Below are 17,783 nucleotides of genomic sequence, written 5' to 3' on the forward strand. Positions count from 1 at the left end.
ACGCGGAGGGCTACCCCACCCCCGACACCTCCGTCCCGCACCGCAGCAGCCGGTCGGGGCCGAGGACCCGGACGGGGCCCGTGAGGTTCAGCCGTGCCGTGTGGCGTACGTCCGCGCTGGACGAGGCCAAACGTAGTTCGAGGGCGCCCGGCTCGACCACCCTGCGGCCTGAACGGTCGGTGAACGCCGAGAGATCCGTATGGAAGCGGAAGGTCACCCGCGCCGCCTCGCCGGCCGCCAGCTCCACCCGCTGGTAGCCGACCAGCCGGACGTCCGGGCGGGTCACCGAAGCCACCGGGTCGTGCAGGTACAGCTGCACGACCTCCGCGCCCTCGCGGTCGCCCGTGTTGCGGACCGTCACCGACACGTCGTACGAGCCGTCCGTGCCGATCTCCGCCTGTGCCGCCCCCGACTCGACGGACTCCCACGCGAACGACGTATAGGAACGCCCGTGCCCGAACGCGTACAGCGGCGTCGGATCCAGGTTGCTGACCTCCCCCGCCAGCCCCAGCGGCGGCTGCAGATACGTCCACGGCTGGCCCCCGGGCTCCCGCGGCACGCTCACCGGCAGCCGCCCCGACGGGTTGACCCGGCCCGACAGCACTCCCGCCACCGCCGGGCCGCCCTCCTCGCCCGGGAAGAACGCCTGGACCACCGCGGCCAGACGGCCGTGCCAGCGGCCCAGCGCGTACGGGCGGCCGGTGAGCAGGACCAGCACCACCGGGACGCCCGTGTTCACGAGCGCGTCCAGCAGATCTCCCTGCGCACCCGGCAGCCGGAGGTCGGTCGCATCGCAGCCCTCGCCCGAGGTGCCCCGGCCGAACAGCCCCGCCCGGTCGCCCAGCACCGCCAGGCACACATCCGCCTCCGAGGCCCGCGCCACCGCCTCCTCGAAGCCCGCCGTGTTCGGGTCCGAGACGCCGCAGCCCTCGGCGAACGTCACCTTGGCGTCCGGAAGTTCGGCGCGCAGGGCCTCCAGGACCGTCGGGATCTCGATGCCCATCGGCACCTCGGGGTGGTGCGTGAGGACGTGGGACGGGAAGGAGTAGCAGCCCAGCATCGCCAGGGCGTCGGCCGCGCGCGGGCCCACGACCGCGATACGGGCGTCCGGGGGGAGGGGCAGGACGCCGTCCGGGTTGTCCAGCAGGACCACCGACTCCTCGGCCACCCGGCGGGCCAGGGCGCGGTTCGCGGGGGAGTCCAGGTCGACGGGTGCCGTCGTCGGCTCGGGGGTCCAGTCCTCGTCCAGGAGGCCCAGTTCGCATTTCTGGAGCAGGACCCGGCGGGCCGCGCCGTCCACCAGTTCCTCCGGGACCTCGCCCGCCCGGACGGCGTCCACCAGCGGCCTGCCGTAGCACTTCAGGGTCGGCAGCTCCACGTCGATGCCGGCCGCCAGCGCCGCGTGCGCCGCCTCGGCCGGTGAGCCCGCCACGCGGTGCAGGTTCTCCAGGAACGCGATGCCGAAGTAGTCGGAGACCACCGTGCCCGTGAAACCCCATTGCTCCCGCAGGAGTTCGGTCAGCAGCGCCGGGTCGGCGGAGGCCGGTACCCCGTCCGTCTCGTTGTACGCCGCCATCACCGAGCGCGCCCCGCCCTCGCGCAGCGCCATCTCGAACGGCGGCAGGGTGACGTCCGCGAACTCGCGGATGCCCGCGCGTACGGGCGCGAGGTTGCGGGCGCCCGCCGAGGACGCGTACCCGGCGAAGTGCTTGAGCGTCGCGACGACCCCGGCCGACTCCAGGCCCCGCACGTACGCCGCGCCGACCGTGCCGACCAGGTACGGGTCCTCGCCGATGGTCTCCTCGACCCGGCCCCAGCGCGGATCGCGTACGACGTCCAGGACGGGCGCCAGACCCTGGTGGACGCCGACCGAGCGCAGGTCCTCGCCGATGCGCCGGGCCATCTCCTCGACGAGCGGCGGGTCGAAGGAGGCCCCCCACGCCAGCGGCACCGGGTAGGCGGTGGCCCGCCAGGCCGTGAAGCCGGCCAGGCACTCCTCGTGGGCGACCGCGGGGATGCCGAAGCGCCCGGCGGCGGTGATACGGCGCTGGGCGCGGGCCAGTGCCCGCGCGCCCAGCGCCGGGTCCACGGGGGCGGTGCCGAAGGAGCGGGTGAGCTGGCCGAGGCCGAGGGCGATCAGTTCGTCCCACTCGTAGTCGGTTGTCATGTCGTGCTGGTGCGGGGCGACTCCGTCGCCGTCCGTGGCGGCGCCCACCCACACGCCGTACAGCTGGGCGGTCTTCTCCTGAAGGGTCATCCGGGAGAGGAGGTCGTCGACGCGGGCGGCGGCGGGCAGGGCGGGGTCGCGCCAGGGGGCGGTGGTCATGAATCTCCTGTCCGGGCGATGGCTGGAAACTCCTGTCGGGGCGGTGACGGGACGGCCCTCTCGCGAATGTTTCGTTGTTCACCTCGAATGTTCCGGGAACCTAGGGGCGGTGAGAAGGGTTCGTCAAGAGGGCGCGCAGGGATACGATCGCCGCCATGACACCCCCGGAGCCCGCTGAAAGCCGGACGACAACACGTGAAACCCGGACGACATCCCCGTCGGCCGGGCGGTCCCCGCAGACCGCGACGCTCGCCGAGATCGCCCGCGAGGCCGGCGTGTCTGCGCCGACTGTTTCGAAGGTCCTCAACGGACGGGCCGATGTCGCTCCGGCGACCCGCAGCCGGGTCGAGGAGCTGCTGCGCGCCCACGGCTACCGTCGACGGCGGGCGGAGGCGAGCCGTTCACCCCTGATCGACCTGGTCTTCCACGAGCTGGAGAGCGCGTGGGCGATGGAGGTCATCCGGGGTGTGGAGAACGTCGCCCGGGACGCCGGGCTGAGCGTCGTGCTGAGCGAGAGCGCCGGGCGGCTCACCCCCGGCCGGACCTGGGCCGACCAGGTCGCCGCCCGCCGCCCGCACGGCGTGATCCTCGTGCTGTCCGGCCTCGACGAGTCCCAGCGCGCCCTGCTCACCAGCCGGTCGATCCCGTTCGTGGTGATGGACCCGGCGGGCGACCCGGGCGCCGACGTGCCGTCCATCGGGGCGACCAACTGGCAGGGCGGGCTCGCCGCCACCCGGCACCTGGTCGAGCTGGGTCACCGCAGGATCGGCGCGATCACCGGGCCGTCGCGGATGATGTGCAGCCGCGCCCGCATCGACGGCTACCGGGCCGCCCTGGAGACGGCCGGGCTCCCGGTCGACCAGGACCTGATCCGGCCCGGCGACTTCCACCACGAGACCGGCTACCGGCAGGGCCTGGAGCTGCTGCGCCGCCCGGACCGGCCGACCGCCGTCTTCGCCGGCAATGACCTCCAGGCGCTCGGGCTGTACGAGGCCGCGCGCGAGCTGGGCCTGCGGATTCCGGAGGACCTGAGCGTGGTCGGCTTCGACGATCTGCCGATCGCGCGCTGGGTGGGGCCGCCGCTGACGACCGTACGGCAGCCGCTGACGGAGATGGCGGAGGCGGCGGCGAAGCTGGTCCTCGACCTCGCGCGGGAGGAGGGGACACCGGCGGCGACGCGGGTGGAGCTGGCGACGAGTCTGGTGGTGCGCAGCAGTACGGGGACGCCTCCCGCGGTTTAGGGGGAGAGGCGTGTTGCTGTATTGACGGGTGTTCCGTGGCGTCCCACACTGCACCGAAGCCAGTCGGTTGTTCGACCGAAACTTTCGGAGGCACCCGCAATGAGATCTCTGAGAACAGGCTTATCGCTCGGTTCCCTTCTCACCGGCATCGCGACTGTCGGAGCCCTTCTGCTCACGGCGCCCGCGGCGCACGCCGCCGACACCCCGCTGCGCGACCTCGCCGCCGCCAAGGGCAAGGTCATGGGTACGGCCGTCACCGGCTCCAAACTCACCGGCACCTACGGCGACATCGCGGGCCGGGAGTTCAACGCGCTGACCCCCGGCAACGCCATGAAGTGGGGCTCGGTCGAGCCGACACGCGGCAGCTTCAACTGGGCCGAGGCCGACCAGATCGTCGCCTTCGCCGAGGCGCACGGCCAGCAGGTGCGCGGCCACACCCTGGTCTGGCACAGCCAGAACCCGAGCTGGCTGACGAACGGCAGCTGGACACCGGCCCAGCTGAGCCAGCTGATGAACGACCACATCGCGCTGGAGGTCGGCCGCTACAAGGGCAGGCTGGCGACCTGGGACGTGGTGAACGAGCCGTTCAACGAGGACGGCACCTACCGGCAGACCCTCTGGTACAACGGCCTCGGCGCCGACTACATCGCCCAGGCCCTGACCGCGGCGCGCGCCGCCGACCCGAGCGCCAAGCTGTACATCAACGACTACAACGTCGAGGGCGTCAACGCGAAGAGCACGGCGCTGTACAACCTGGTCAAGTCCCTGAAGGAGCGCGGCGTCCCGATCGACGGCGTCGGCCTCCAGGCCCACCTGATCCTCGGCCAGGTCCCGTCGACGATGCAGCAGAACATCCAGCGGTTCGCCGACCTCGGCGTCGACGTGGCGATCACCGAGCTGGACATCCGTATGCAACTGCCCGCGGACAGCGCCAAGCTGACGCAGCAGGCCGCCGACTACAAGGCCGTCATGAACGCCTGTCTCGCGGTGTCGCGGTGCGTCGGCGTCACCGTCTGGGGCTTCACCGACTCCGACTCCTGGATCCCGAGCACCTTCCCGGGGCAGGGCGCGGCGACGCCGTACGACGAGAACTACGCGCCGAAACCGGCGTACCACGCGATCGCCGAGTCGCTGGGCGGCGGCACGACGACACCGCCTCCCACGGACGCCTGCACGGCGGCCTACAGCCTGCCCAGCCAGTGGAACACCGGCTTCACCGGGCAGGTCAGGATCGCCTGCTCGGGGGCGGCACTGTCGTCCTGGAAGGTGAGCTGGACCTTCGGCGCGGGACAACAGCTCACGCAGGCCTGGAACGCGAGCTGTACGCAGTCGGGGGCGACCGTCACCTGTTCCAACGCCTCGTACAATGGGACGGTTCCCGACGGCGGTTCGGTGACCTTCGGCTTCAACGGATCGTGGAGCGGCAGCAATCCGGTGCCGACCGTGACGCTGGGCTGAGAAGTCTGAGATTTTCCGAAGAAAACCCGGTCTGACGTTCCTGCCCGTAATAATTCGGACTTACGTTCCTGCCTGTGACCGGACGAGACGAGAACGGGGACGACGGCAGACGCGTGGGCCGGCGGTCGAGAGTGCTGAAGACCGCCGGCCTCGTCCTCGCGGGTGCCCTGGTGCTGGGCGCGGGCTCCGCGGGCTGGGCCTACTGGCACCTGAACGGCAACATCAAGAGCGTCGACATCAACAACGCCCTCGGCGACAACCGCCCGGCGAAGTCGGTGACGACGCCGTCGGCCTCCGCCTCGGCGTCCGAGCTGCCGACCGAGGCGCTGAACATCCTGGTCCTGGGCTCGGACTCGCGCAGCGGCGACGAGAACCAGGCGTTGGGCGGCGGCAGCAGCACCGGCGCCCGCTCGGACACCGCGATGGTGGTCCACATCGACGCGGGCCGGACCTCGGCCACGGTGGTGAGCATCCCGCGCGACACGCTGGTCACACGACCGTCCTGCCCGCTGCCGTCGGGCGGTTCGACGGAGGTGGCGTACAGCGCGATGTTCAACAGCGCGTACTCGGTGGGCGGGCCGGTGTGCGCGGTCAAGACGGTGGAGTCGCTCACGGACGTCCGCATGGACCACTACATCGAGATCGACTTCTCGGGCTTCGCGAAGCTGGTGGACGCCCTCGGTGGCGTGACGGTGACGACGGACGAGGACATCGACGACGAGGACAGCCACCTGACGCTCGAAGCGGGCACCCACCACCTCGACGGCGAGACGGCCCTCGCCCTGGCGCGCACCCGGCACGGCATAGGCGACGGCAGCGACCTCGGCCGCATAGGCCTGCAGCAGAAACTGGTGAAGGCGCTGCTGGAACAGATCTCCTCGACCGACCTCCTCACCGACCCCACCCAGCTCTACGAGGTCGCCGACGCGGTGACGGGCAGCCTGACGACCGACACCGGCCTGGACTCGCTGAGCGAGCTGATGTCCCTCGGCGAAAGCCTGAAGGGCTTGTCGGCGGGCGAGGTGAAGACGGTGACGATGCCGGTGGTCACGGCGGCGTCGGACGCGAACCGGGTGGTGGCGCGGGAGCCGGAGGCGGGGGAGTTGTGGGAGTCGTTGCGGTAGGAGGGCGTGGGTCCCCGTGCGCCCGAGATGACTCCGCGCGCTCACCGTGAGCCCTCCCTCCTCGCGTGAGCGGAGGGACGCGGAGAGTTGCGTGCGCCCATAATCGAGCTGTGTTTCGGGGGCCGTTGAGACGGACGCGTACGCGCCGGCGCTTCCTCCGCGACGGCCTCTTCGCCGGCGTCGGAGCGGGGTCGACCGGTCTCGCCGTGTGGATGACGGTGGGCGGGAAGGCCGATCACCTGGCCACGGTGGCAGGGCTCTTCGTGGGCATCGCCTCGCTGCTGCTGGCCCTCGCGGACTTCTTCCGCCAGGAGCCGACGGCGCCCGATCCGGCGGAGTACGCGGACGACCTCGCGAGGACGCTCAGGGCGCAGTGGCTGGAGGAAGCGGAGGCCAGGCGACTGCGCGACCCCCGGGTACTGCCGCTCGCCTGGGCGACGACGGACCGGGAGGTCGCCGACGAGCTGCGCACGGGTGCCCCCGTGCCGACGGGCGGCAGGGTGGTGCGGGTCCGTCTCGATGGCCGCCTCGCCGGGCGATTCGATCAGGCCACTGCCCAACTCGCCGAGGGTTACGGCCAGATGGCGCAGGGCAGACTGGTCGTCATCGGTGAGCCCGGCGCGGGCAAGACGGTGCTCGCGATGCTGCTGACGCTGGGGCTCCTGGAAGCCCGCGAGCCCGGAACACTCGTCCCCGTCCTGCTCCCGGTCTCCTCCTGGGACCCCTTGCGGGAGGGCCTGGACGACTGGATCGTGCGCTCCCTCGCCGTCCCGTACTACAGCGGCCGTCAGGAGATCCCGCGCACCGTGCTGGCCCACGGCCTGCTGCTCCCCGTACTCGACGGACTCGACGAGATCCCCGAGTCCGCCCGGCGCGGCGCGATCCGGGGCATCAACCACGCCATCGGCGGCGAACGGCCCGTCGTCGTCACCTGCCGCGCCGTGGAGTACGAGGAACTCATCCGCGGCGGAGCTCCGAGGCTGCGCCGCGCGCCGGTGGTGGAAGTGCTGCCGGTACCGCCCGCAGACGTCATCTCCTATCTGCGGGACACGGAGTGGCCGCAGGGGGTGGCGTGGGACGGGGTTTTCGCCCGCCTGGACGCCGAGCCGGACGGCCCGCTGGCCCAAGCTCTGTCCACACCGTTGATGGTGACGACGGTCCGCCTCGTGTACCAGCGCGGTGGCGCGGACGGCGGGGATCCGGCCGAGCTCCTCGATCGAGGCCGGTTCGACTGCCGGTACGCGGTCGAGGACCACCTCACCCACCAGGTGGTGGACGCGGCGTACGCCCCGGACCCGAGGCCGCCCGAGGGTGCGGCGGTACGACAGCGGTGGCGGCCCGAACAGGCGCGGCGCTGGCTGACATTCCTCGCCGGCTATCTGCATGACCACCGGGAACGGGATCTGGCCTGGTGGCTGATGGGCGGGCGGCTCCTGCCGACCTGGGTCGGACCGGTCACCGGACTCGTTCTGGGGCTCGTACTCGCCTTCGGGGCCTCGGTGTGGGTCGCCATGACAGCGGGGATTCACGGCGCCGAGGCGTTCAGCTCGGTGGCCGCTCTGACGTTGGCGATCGGTGCGGGCTTCGCGCTGTTCGGTTCCATCGTCTGGTACATGGTGGGAGATCCCCTTCCCGGCCGCCTGTCCTGGTCGTTGCACGGCTCGGCCCAGCGGCTGCGACGAGGGTTCCGCAACGGTGTCGTGCTGTGCCTGGCCTTCATCGCCCCTGTGGCCACGGCCATCACCCTCGTCACCATCCTCGGTACGACGCTGGGACCGGGGACACTGCAGAGCGCCGAGGCGGTCGCCACACTGCTCACGGTCTGCCTCGCGCTGAGCGTCGTCATGGGGCTCGCTCTTGCCGCGCACAACTGGCTGAACGCGCCGCCGTCCAGAGCCACTCAGGTGAGCCCCGCGAACTCCCTCGCGCAGGACCGGCGTTCGGCGCTGGCCGGAGCACTGGTGGCCGGCGTGGTCATGGGCGCGACGGCACTGCCCGGGTTCCAGGCGGGGCTGCTGGGCGGCGGTCTGGCGTTCCGCTCGGTCAACGGCTGGCCGGGCTGGCCGCGAGACGGTGAGGCCGGGGAATACGCCACGGCCAACTGGCGGCAGTCGGGCCAGGAGTACGGCATGGAGGCCTTCGGCTTCGGTGTGCCGTACCTGTTGCCCGCGACGCTCTTCGCCCTCCTCGTCCTGCTGTCCCGCGCATGGCCCCGCTTCCTCCTGACCCGGATCTGGCTCGCCGCGAGCGGCAGGCTGCCATGGCGGCTGATGACGTTCCTCGCGGACGCCCGACGCCGGGAGATCCTCCGGCAGTCGGGCGGGGCGTACCAGTTCCGCCACATCCGCCTCCAGGAGGCACTCGCGGGGCGGCCGACCTACGAGGAACCCCGGCCGTCGCGACATCGGCCGGAGGCGGCGGCCGTACGGCGTCGCGTGGTGCTGGCGGCGGGAGCGGCGGCCGCGGTCGCCGGGACGGGGTCGGTGATCCGGCATCACCGGGACGAGAGCGTGGCGACGTTCTCGGGGCCTGCGGACTCGTATGTGGCCGCGGTGGTGTTCCGGCCGAAGACGACAGACGTCTTCTGGGGGGATATGGACGGCGGGGTCTGGTGGGGCAGCCGTCTGGGCGGGCAGCAATCGCTGATCGAACCGCGCACTTCGCTGCGGGACCATGACGAGTACTTCTTGGAACCAGGCTACGGATCCATGGCCTTCCACCCGGCCGGCGGATTCCTCGCCGTCACGAGCGCGAAGGGGCTGCGGCTCTGGGACCTGCGAGGACGAGTACCGCGGCTGGCGGATGCCGAGGCCAAGGTCAACTCGCCGTTCTCTGTCCAGTTCAGCCGGACCGGCGACTACCTCGCCGGTCCCGTCTTCAACGACCAGGACGACTCCCAGGTCAACTTTTTCCTGAGACGCATCGATGCCGAGGGCCGGCTGGAGCGCACCGAGCACCGGAAGGCCTGGGAAACGATGCCGGCCCGAGCGGCTGCCTTCTTCCCCGGGGGCGAGGTGGCGGTCCTCGACTGGGAAGGCGCGCGGGCGCACCCGGTTCCGGGATTCTCGGGGGCGCGGAACCTTTTCAGGCCTGCTGGGAAGGTTGTCGACGAGACGGATGTCGCCGTGATCGCCAACCTCCGTGGTGACTGTCTGCTGGTGTGGAGTGAGCGGGGCGGCGAGCTGTGGCGGCCCGGGGCCGCCGCCGGGCAGTGGGCACCCTTCGCGTTGTACCCCGGCATGCACAGCGCCGCGCTCCATCCGACGGCACCCGTGCTCGCCTGCGGGCCGCTGGTGGAGGACACCCACAGCGTGGGGGCCGACGGGACCGTCGAGCTGTGGTCGATCGCGGCGAGACCGACCCGGTTGAAGACCCTCCACGGACACATGTCCGCGGTCCACTCCATGGACTTCAGCTCCGACGGCCGCTGGCTGGCCACCGGCAGCGCCGACGGGACCGTTCGCGTGTGGGATGTCAGTGACCTGACCTGACCTGACTTCGAAGTGGCTAGGAGTTCGGGGACTGTGAGGCGTGTCGGCGCCCCTTCCGCAGCAGCCCGTCCACCACAGCCTCCAGCTGCTCGGCGATGTCGTAACGCCCCTTGCTCTCCTGCCAGTTCGCCGCCATCTCGGTCATCCGCGGCAGCGCCACCGCGTCCTCCTCCGTGAGGAAGGTCGGGAAGAACGGCCGGCGTTCGGGGTCGGCGGCGCGGCGGGCGTCGGCTCGCTGGAAGACCAGGGCGCCGTAGACGACGTACCAGATGGTGCGGTAGGCGTGCAGGGCCTGGGTGGGGGTCAGGCCGCAGGCGATGGCCGAGCCGATGATCTCCTCGGGCATCCACAGCGCCTCCTTGTCGGTGAGGTCGCCGAGGCTCAGTACGTCGAGGACCCAGGGCACCTCGCTGAGGATCGTGTGCATGTGGACGGCCGTGGTCAGGAGACGGTCACGGGGGTCGGCGGGGAGCGCCGGGCGCGGGAACGTCGCCGCCATGCCCTGCAGGGTCAGCAGCAGCAACTCGTCCTTGTCGCGCACGTGGTGGTACAGCGCCATCGGCGTCGCGCCCACCTCCTTGGCGACCCGGCGCATCGAGACCGCCTCGACGCCTTCCTCCCGGATGATCCGCCGCGCCACGTCGACGATCTGCTGCGCCTCGATACGGCGGGGGCGGCCCACCGTGCGCTTCCGGCCGCTGCCCGCCTGCCCTTTGTCCGTCACGCGAGCATTCTCCACTGTGGCTTTCTGTACGCGTATAGCTATTTTCTATACGCGTACATTAATCTGCACGGCATGGTGAACTCGCAGACATCCCCCTCCCGTTGGTTACTGCCGGTCCTGCTCACCGTGCAGTTCCTCGTCTCCCTCGACATGTCCGTCGTCAACGTCGCCCTCCCGGACATCGGCACCGGCCTCGGCTTCGACGCCGGGGCGCTGGCCTGGGTCGTCAACGCCTACGCGCTCACCTTCGGCGGGCTACTCATGCTCGGCGGGCGGCTCGCCGACGTCGCCGGACGGCGGCGGGTGCTCGTGGTCGGCTTCGTCGTCTTCGGGCTCGCGAGCCTCGTCGGCGGACTCGCCCAGGCGCCGGGGCAGTTGATCGCGGCCCGGGCGGTGCAGGGGGTGGGCGCGGCCCTGCTGTCGCCGGTCGCGCTCGCCCTGATCACGGTCAACTTTCCGGCGGGGGCGGCCCGTTCACGGGCCCTCGGGCTGTGGGGCGCCGCCGGTGCGGCCGGCGGGGCCGTCGGGGTGCTCGCCGGCGGGCTGCTCACCGACTGGTTCGGCTGGCGGGCGGTCATGCTGGTCAACGTGCCCGTCGTGCTCGCCGTACTGGCCGTCGTACGGCCCGGTGTACCCGCCGACGACCGGCGGGCGAGCGGGAGCCGGCCGCGCCTAGACGCCCTCGGCGCGCTCCTCGTCACCGCCGGAACCTCGCTGCTCGTCCTCGGGCTGATGCGGACCGGGACCCACGGCTGGACGGCCTGGGGGACCGGTGGGGTGCTCGGCGCGGGTGTCGTCCTGCTGGCGGTCTTCGCCGTGGTGGAGACCCGCGTACGGCAGCCGCTGCTCAGGCTCGGGCTCCTGACCCGGGGGCCGGTGCTCGCGGCGAACGTCTTCGCGCTGCTGATGTCGGCGGGCCAGTTCGCCGCCTTCTACTTCACCTCCCTCTACATGCAGCAGGTGCTGGGATACGGCCCCACCGCCGCCGGGAGCGCCTTCCTGCCGTTCTGCGTCGGGGTCGTGGCCGGGTCGGTGATCGCCGCGCGCACCGTCGGGCGGTTCGGGGCCGGGGCGCTGCTGCTGGTCGGTGGGCTGCTCGGGGCGGCCGGGATCGCGTGGTTCGCGGCGGCGGTGGCGGTGGACGGCGGATTCCTGCTCTCCGTCCTCGGACCGTCGGCGGTCGCCTCGGTCGGCATCGGCATGTGCTTCGTACCGCTGGGGACGGCCGCCACGGAAGGCGTCGCGCCGGAGGACACCGGGATGGCGTCCGGGCTGCTCAACAGTGCGCGGCAGGTGGGCGGGGCCGTGGGGCTCGGGGTGCTGGTGACGGTGGCGGCGAATGCCGGCGGGGACGGGGCGCAGGGGGCGGAGGGCCTCGTCGACGGGTACGCGGCGGCGTACTGGGTGGCGGCGGGGCTGCTCGCCGCGGCCGCACTGGCCGCCGGTGCGCTGCATGGGAAGGGGCCTCTGCCTGCGGAAACGCCCGCCGGAGAAAAAGATTCGAGAAATTCCGGCGAGCGTGTCGATCCGGGAGCCTCCCGTTCGACGCAGGGGTGAGAGGCCGGGAAGGAACCGGTCAGCGAACCCTGAGGAGTCACCATGCCGCGTTACCTGTCCCTCGTCCGGATCGACGAGTCCACCGCCCCCGCCGAGGGCCCCAGTCCTGAGCTGATGCAGCGCATGGGGGAACTGCTGGAGGAGATCACCAAGGCCGGCGTGATGCTCGACACGGCAGGGCTCACTCCGTCGTCGCAAGGCACCCGGGTGCACTGGGACGGCGCGAAGACCTCCGTCACCGACGGGCCCTTCACCGAGTCCAAGGAGGTCATCGGCGGCTACGCGATCATGCAGTGCAAGGACAAGGCCGAGGCGTTGGAGTGGGCGTCGCGGTTCCTGAAGGTCCACGGGGAGGAATGGCAGGTCACCTGCGAGGTGCGGGAGATCGCCGAGGGCTGACCTGCCCTCCTTGGATCCATGGCCGTACAGGTGTTGCATGGTGGGCTGTGACCCCGCAGCCCACCGCCGACCCGCGCGGCACCGTCGAAACCGTCTTCCGCATCGAATCCCCGCGCATCATCGCCGGCGTCGCCCGCATCGTCCGCGACGTCGGCATCGCCGAGGAACTCGCCCAGGACGCGCTCGTCGCCGCCCTGGAGCAGTGGCCCCGCGACGGCGTCCCCGACAACCCGGGCGCCTGGCTCATGGCCAGCGCCCGGCACCGCGCCGTGGACCTGATCCGCCGCCGCGAGAACTACGCCCGCAAACTGGCGGAGATCGGGCGGGACCTGGAGACCACGGCCCCGCCCGAGGAGCCGGCCGACCCCGACGACATCGACGACGACCTGCTGAGGCTCGTCTTCACCGCCTGCCACCCCGTGCTGTCTCCCGAGGCCCGCATCGCCCTCACGCTCCGCCTCCTCGGCGGCCTGACGACGCCGGAGATCGCCCGGGCGTTCCTGGTGCCGGAGCCTACGATCGCCCAGCGCATCGTCCGCGCCAAGCGCACGCTCGCCACGAGGAACGTCGCCTTCGAGGTCCCGTACGGCCCCGACCGCGAGGCCCGCCTGGGCTCGGTCCTCGACGTCATCTACCTGATCTTCAACGAGGGCTACGCCGCCACCGCCGGCGACGACTGGCTGCGCCCGGCCCTGTGCGAGGACGCGCTGCGGCTGGCCCGCGTGCTGTCGGCACTGATGCCGAAGGAACCGGAGGTGCACGGCCTGACCGCCCTCCTGGAATTCCAGACGTCCCGCGCGGCAGCCCGCACCGGCCCGTCCGGCGAACCGATCCTCCTCAAGGACCAGAACCGCCGCCGCTGGAACCGCATGCTCATCGCGCGCGGCATCAAGGCCTTGGGCCGCGCCGATGCCACCGCCACGGGTGGACCGGGCCCGTACGCCCTCCAGGCCGCGATCGCCGCCTGCCACGCGCACGCGTACACGTACGAGGAGACGGACTGGAAGACCATCGCCACCCTGTACGGCCTGCTGTCCGCCCGATCCCCTTCCCCCGTGGTCGAGTTGAACCGCGCGGTCGCCGTGTCGATGGCGGACGGCCCGGCACCCGCCCTGGAGATCGTCGACGCGATCGCCACCGAACCCGCCCTGCGGGACTACCACTTGCTGCCGAGCGTGCGCGGCGACCTGCTGCTGCGCCTCGGCCGTACGGCGGACGCACGGGCGGAGTTCGAGCGGGCGGCGGGGCTCACGCGCAACGAGCGGGAGCGGGAGATGCTGCTGCGCCGGGCGACGGAGGTCTTGTAGGGCGAACGGGAGCCTGACGGGCGGTGTGAGGGCTGGGCGGGTGTGTGTCGCGCAGCCCGGCGCTGACGGGGTGCCGCCCGCGCCCACCCGTGCCGCCCTGGGCGGCACGATGGCCTGCGGCTGGGTGCGGCCTCGTAAGACGGTCGACCTCGTACCACCCGCTCGTCCCGCTCCCCGGACCCGGACCCGGACCCGGTTCCGGCTAGGCCGGCCGCCCGACGAGCATCGTCGGCGCCCCCGCCACCCGCGTCAGAAACACGGTCGCCGAGTTGGGCCCCTGCGGCTTGACCTTCTTCCGCAGTTCCTCCGGCTCGACGGCCGACCCGCGCTTCTTCACGGTCAGCGTGCCGACCTCCCGCTCGCGCAGCAGGGACTTCAACTTCTTCACATTGAAGGGGAGTTGGTCGGTGATCTCGTACGCCGTGGCATACGGCGTCGCGTGCAGCTCGTCTGCCGTGACGTACGCGATGGTCGCGTCGACCAGACCGCCGTTCAGTTGGTCCGCCACCTCGGCGACCAGATGCGCCCGGATGACGGCACCGTCGGGCTCGTACAAGTACCGTCCGACGGGCCGCACTTCGGGGTCGGGCAGCCCCCGGGAGAGCAGCGTGCGCGGCCCCGGCAGCAGCGTGGCCCGGATCGCCCCGGGCTCGGTGCCGAACCACAGCACCGCCTCCTTCACGTCCCCGCCGTCCGAGATCCACTCCGCCTCGGCCTCGCCCGGAACGGCCTCGTGCGGAATGCCCGGGGCGATCTTCAGTGCGGCGTGGGGAGCCTGGCCGGCGGCCTCGACCGCCCATGACAGCGGGGGCGAATACGCCTCCGGGTCGAAGATCCTGCCGCGACCGCCCCGGCGTCCGGGGTCGACGAACACGGCGTCGTAGCCGGTCGTGTCCACCTCGGTGACGTCGGCCTCCCGCACCTCGATGAGGCCGGCAAGGCCGAGGCCCTCCGCATTGGCCCGCGCCGCCGCCACCGTCACCGGATCCCGGTCCACCGCCAGCACCCGGATCCCGGCCCGCGCCAACGCGATCGCGTCGCCCCCGATCCCGCAGCACAGGTCGGCGACCGATCCGATCCCCAGTTCCCTCATCCGCCCGGCCCGGTATGTGGCGACACTCGCCCGCGTCGACTGCTCGACGCCGTTCGGCGTGAAGAACATCCGCCCCGCGTCCACCGCCCCGAACTTCGCCGCCGCCCGCTGCCGCAGCCGCGCCTGTCCGAGCGCCGCCGACACCAGCTCGGCGGGGTGCTCGCGGCGCAGCCGGGTGGCGACGGCGAGTTCGTCGGCGGGGTCGGTGTCGCGTACGGCGTCGAGGAGGGCGCTGCCCTCGGGGCTGAGGAGACGGGAGAAGGAGGCGAGGTCGTTCACCGGGTCATTGTCGGCCAGTCGGTGGATGGTCCGCCTCCGGCGGCGGTGTCGGCCGATCTTCGGGGCGGGTGCCTGCGAGGATCCGGCTCCATGCGAGTAGTACGACAAAATGACAAAAGTCGCCGCAATGGGTCACCCGAGGGGTGTCGTCATGGGACGGCGGGGCGTTCGCGGATCCGCGGCGGAATCGCCGCGCTCACCGTCGCCGCCATCGCCTCGGGGTGTGCACAGGGCGGGGGAGGCGGGCAGGGCGGCGGAGGTGGAGGCGGACATGAGGCCGTACGCCCCACACCGAGCCGGCAGCCCCTCAAGGCGCCGCCCCCGGTCGAAACCCCGGACCCGAACGCCCAAGCCCCCCGGCCCAAGAAGTTCCGGTCCGCTCAGGCCGCCCACGCCGCCCGAGTCGCCGCAGCGAGACGCTGGCGCCTGGCACGCGTCCCGCTCACGCCCCCGCCGCCCCCCGCCAAGAAGCCGGAGATCACCACCCGGGACGGCTTCGAGGTCGACGGGCACGAGGAACTCGGCCTCCCGCCGGTCTTCACGACCGTCCCCACCAAGCAGAGGGTCGTCTTCCTCACCATCGACGACGGCGCCGAGAAGGACCCGGCGTTCCTGCGGATGATGAGCGAGCTGCAGGTGCCGTACACCGCCTTCCTCAGCGACTACCTGATCAAGGAGGACTACGGCTACTTCAAACGGATGCAGCGCGCCGGTGTGGTCCTGAACAACCACACCCTCCACCACCCCTACCTCCCGGCCCTCTCCTACTACCGCCAAAGGCATGAGATCTGCGGCATGCAGGAGGTGATCGAGAAGCGCTACGGCAAGCGCCCGCTGCTCTTCCGCCCGCCCTTCGGCAACTACAACAGGAACAGCCTGCGCGCCGCGAAGTCCTGCGGCATCGAGTACGTCCCCCTGTGGAACGAGGAGGTCTTCGTCGACCGCTGGGACTACCGCGAGTGGGACCGGAAGATCCGCCCGGGCGACATCGTCCTCAGCCACTTCCGGGGCCGGGACGACTGGAAGGGCACAATGCCCGACATGATCCGCCGATTCCTGAACAAAGTGACGGCCGAGGGGTACGCGGTGGCCCGGCTGGAGGACTACCTGTGAGGCGGGCGCCGGCATCGGTGCCGGCGCCCGAGCCGGGGGCTCTCACGGCCGTACGTGCCCTCAAGGTCTTGACAGTCGTACGGGTTCCGGCGGCGGCACGGGCCCTGACGGCCGTCGCCCTGGCAGCCGCCGTGCTCGCCGGTTGCGCCCGGCCGACCGGGTCGGTCGGGCGCCCGGCCGAGAGGGCGGCGCAAGAGGCGCGTTCGGCGAAGGGGCCGACGACCACAGCACAGCCGTACCGCCGATGGGGCCTCACCGCCCCACTTCCCGCGCCCCCCTCCCCGCCCGCCCGGCGGCAGGGCTCACCTCTGGGTGATCGGCCGTCCGGGGGCGGTCTGCTGCCCGTCGTCGACCGCATCCGCACCCGCGACCAAGTCGTGTTCCTCACCTACGACGACGGCGCCGAGAAGGACCCCCGCTTCGTCGACATGGTCCGCGAGCTGCGGCTGCCCGTCAGCATGTTCCTCACGGACAGCGTCGTCGGCCCGGGCTACGGCCACTTCGCGCGCCTGCGCTCGGTGGGCGCGTCGATGCAGAACCACACCCTCGACCACGCCGCCCTGCGCGGCCTGCCGTACGCCGGCCAGCGCGCCGAGATCTGCGGCCAGCAGAACAAACTCCGCGCCCGCTTCGGCATCCGGCCCCAGCTCTTCCGGCCCCCCTACGGCACGTACGACACCACCACGCTCCGCGCGGCAGCCGACTGCGGCGTGCGGGCGGTGGTGTTGTGGCGGGCGGCGATGGAGGGCGACGGCGAACTGACGTACGCGAAGGGCCCCGGCCGACTGCGTGCCGGCGACATCATCTCCGTCCCTTCGGGTGAACCGACCGGCCTGAGCCTGAGGGAGCGAACGACGAGGCTGCTGCGGGAGATCCAGAGGAGTGGACTGACGGTAGGCCGTTTGGAGGACTACGTCTGACGGAACTTTCCGGCGCCGGTCCAGGCACCCCAGCCCGTCCGGCGTTTGAGGACGAGGCCCGTCCAGGGCCGAAGCGGGGGTCCGGGGGCGGCAGCCCCCGGGCGGCCACGGCAACGCCAGTCACCGGAAACCCGCTCAGCCGGCGCAGCGAACACGCAGCGAATTAGCAGTCCGCTTGACCGAGTGCTAATCACGGTCATAGTCTCGGCTCTGGCACTCCCCACTGGAGAGTGCCAACTACGCGACGGGCAGGTCCGGCACCCGCGACGACGGATCCACCTGGTCGCCACCTCAGACAGTTAACCCCGTGAGATCTCCGAAGGGGGAGGTCGGATCGTGACGACCACCAGCTCCAAGGTTGCCATCAAGCCGCTCGAGGACCGCATCGTGGTCCAGCCGCTCGACGCCGAGCAGACCACCGCCTCTGGCCTGGTCATCCCGGACACCGCCAAGGAGAAGCCCCAGGAGGGCGTCGTCCTGGCCGTGGGCCCGGGCCGCTTCGAGAACGGCGAGCGTCTGCCGCTCGACGTCAAGACCGGCGACATCGTGCTGTACAGCAAGTACGGCGGCACCGAGGTGAAGTACAACGGCGAGGAGTACCTCGTCCTCTCGGCTCGCGACGTGCTCGCGATCATCGAGAAGTAATTCACCCGAAGCACCTTTTGCTTCCAGCTGCGCCCCTGGCCCCCGCGACCACATAAGAAGCCGGGCGCCCGGGGCGCAGTGTCTTTTCCACCCATATTCCGAGAGG

13 protein-coding genes are annotated in these 17,783 nt (G+C 71.7%); 10 read left to right on the forward strand and 3 right to left on the reverse strand.

From position 1 onward, the window contains the following. Window positions 1-10 precede the first annotated feature (10 nt). The gene (locus ACIREI_RS06450; protein ID WP_403327939.1) at window positions 11-2,326 is read right to left on the reverse strand and encodes a glycoside hydrolase family 3 N-terminal domain-containing protein; all 2,316 of its coding nucleotides are present in this window, start codon (window positions 2,324-2,326) and stop codon (window positions 11-13) included. Between the two features lie 155 nt (window positions 2,327-2,481). Here ACIREI_RS06450 and ACIREI_RS06455 point away from each other — a divergent pair, with 155 nt between their 5' ends. The 4 genes from ACIREI_RS06455 (at window position 2,482) to ACIREI_RS06470 (ending at window position 9,640) form a co-directional block, all read left to right on the forward strand. Beyond that, on the forward strand, window positions 2,482-3,567 hold the full coding sequence (locus ACIREI_RS06455) for a LacI family DNA-binding transcriptional regulator (protein WP_403327941.1): 1,086 nt from the start codon (window positions 2,482-2,484) through the stop codon (window positions 3,565-3,567). Window positions 3,568-3,666: 99 nt separating this feature from the next. Then, a complete protein-coding gene (locus tag ACIREI_RS06460) occupies window positions 3,667-5,025 on the forward strand; it encodes an endo-1,4-beta-xylanase (protein WP_403327943.1) in 1,359 nt (452 codons plus the stop codon). 74 nt (window positions 5,026-5,099) lie between these two features. Next, window positions 5,100-6,149, forward strand: coding sequence for an LCP family protein (locus ACIREI_RS06465; protein ID WP_403327945.1), 1,050 nt, complete (start codon window positions 5,100-5,102; stop codon window positions 6,147-6,149). Window positions 6,150-6,274: 125 nt separating this feature from the next. Continuing rightward, window positions 6,275-9,640, forward strand: a complete 3,366-nt coding sequence (locus ACIREI_RS06470) for a hypothetical protein (protein ID WP_403327947.1) — start codon at window positions 6,275-6,277, stop codon at window positions 9,638-9,640. Between the two features lie 16 nt (window positions 9,641-9,656). Here the strand turns inward: ACIREI_RS06470 and ACIREI_RS06475 are convergent, their stop codons facing one another. Next, a complete protein-coding gene (locus ACIREI_RS06475) occupies window positions 9,657-10,364 on the reverse strand; it encodes a TetR/AcrR family transcriptional regulator (protein ID WP_403327949.1) in 708 nt (235 codons plus the stop codon). A gap of 72 nt (window positions 10,365-10,436) precedes the next feature. On the opposite strand from ACIREI_RS06475, the gene ACIREI_RS06480 reads away from it, so the two are divergent. The 3 genes from ACIREI_RS06480 to ACIREI_RS06490 are packed head-to-tail and all read left to right on the forward strand — an operon-like array spanning window position 10,437 to window position 13,627. Continuing rightward, on the forward strand, window positions 10,437-11,921 hold the full coding sequence (locus ACIREI_RS06480; RefSeq protein ID WP_403327951.1) for an MFS transporter: 1,485 nt from the start codon (window positions 10,437-10,439) through the stop codon (window positions 11,919-11,921). Between the two features lie 42 nt (window positions 11,922-11,963). Then, window positions 11,964-12,320, forward strand: coding sequence for a YciI family protein (locus tag ACIREI_RS06485; RefSeq protein WP_403327953.1), 357 nt, complete (start codon window positions 11,964-11,966; stop codon window positions 12,318-12,320). A gap of 47 nt (window positions 12,321-12,367) precedes the next feature. Further along, window positions 12,368-13,627, forward strand: a complete 1,260-nt coding sequence (locus ACIREI_RS06490; RefSeq protein ID WP_403327955.1) for an RNA polymerase sigma factor — start codon at window positions 12,368-12,370, stop codon at window positions 13,625-13,627. 202 nt (window positions 13,628-13,829) lie between these two features. Here the strand turns inward: ACIREI_RS06490 and ACIREI_RS06495 are convergent, their stop codons facing one another. Beyond that, entirely contained in the window at window positions 13,830-14,999 is a 1,170-nt protein-coding gene (locus ACIREI_RS06495; RefSeq protein WP_403327957.1) for a methyltransferase domain-containing protein, read from the reverse strand. Window positions 15,000-15,089: 90 nt separating this feature from the next. Between ACIREI_RS06495 and ACIREI_RS06500 the strand changes: the two genes are divergently transcribed. The 3 genes from ACIREI_RS06500 (at window position 15,090) to groES (ending at window position 17,677) form a co-directional block, all read left to right on the forward strand. After that, entirely contained in the window at window positions 15,090-16,112 is a 1,023-nt protein-coding gene (locus tag ACIREI_RS06500; protein ID WP_403327959.1) for a polysaccharide deacetylase family protein, read from the forward strand. A gap of 68 nt (window positions 16,113-16,180) precedes the next feature. Beyond that, window positions 16,181-17,032 carry a polysaccharide deacetylase family protein gene (locus ACIREI_RS06505; RefSeq protein ID WP_403327961.1) on the forward strand — a complete coding sequence of 284 codons (852 nt, stop codon included), beginning with the start codon at window positions 16,181-16,183 and terminating at the stop codon, window positions 17,030-17,032. A 336-nt stretch (window positions 17,033-17,368) separates the two neighbouring features. Beyond that, window positions 17,369-17,677, forward strand: a complete 309-nt coding sequence (gene groES / locus ACIREI_RS06510; protein WP_003998759.1) for a co-chaperone GroES — start codon at window positions 17,369-17,371, stop codon at window positions 17,675-17,677. Window positions 17,678-17,783 lie beyond the last annotated feature (106 nt).

This window comes from Streptomyces sp. NPDC093591 (assembly GCF_044764885.1).
Taxonomy (GTDB): Bacteria; Actinomycetota; Actinomycetes; order Streptomycetales; family Streptomycetaceae; genus Streptomyces.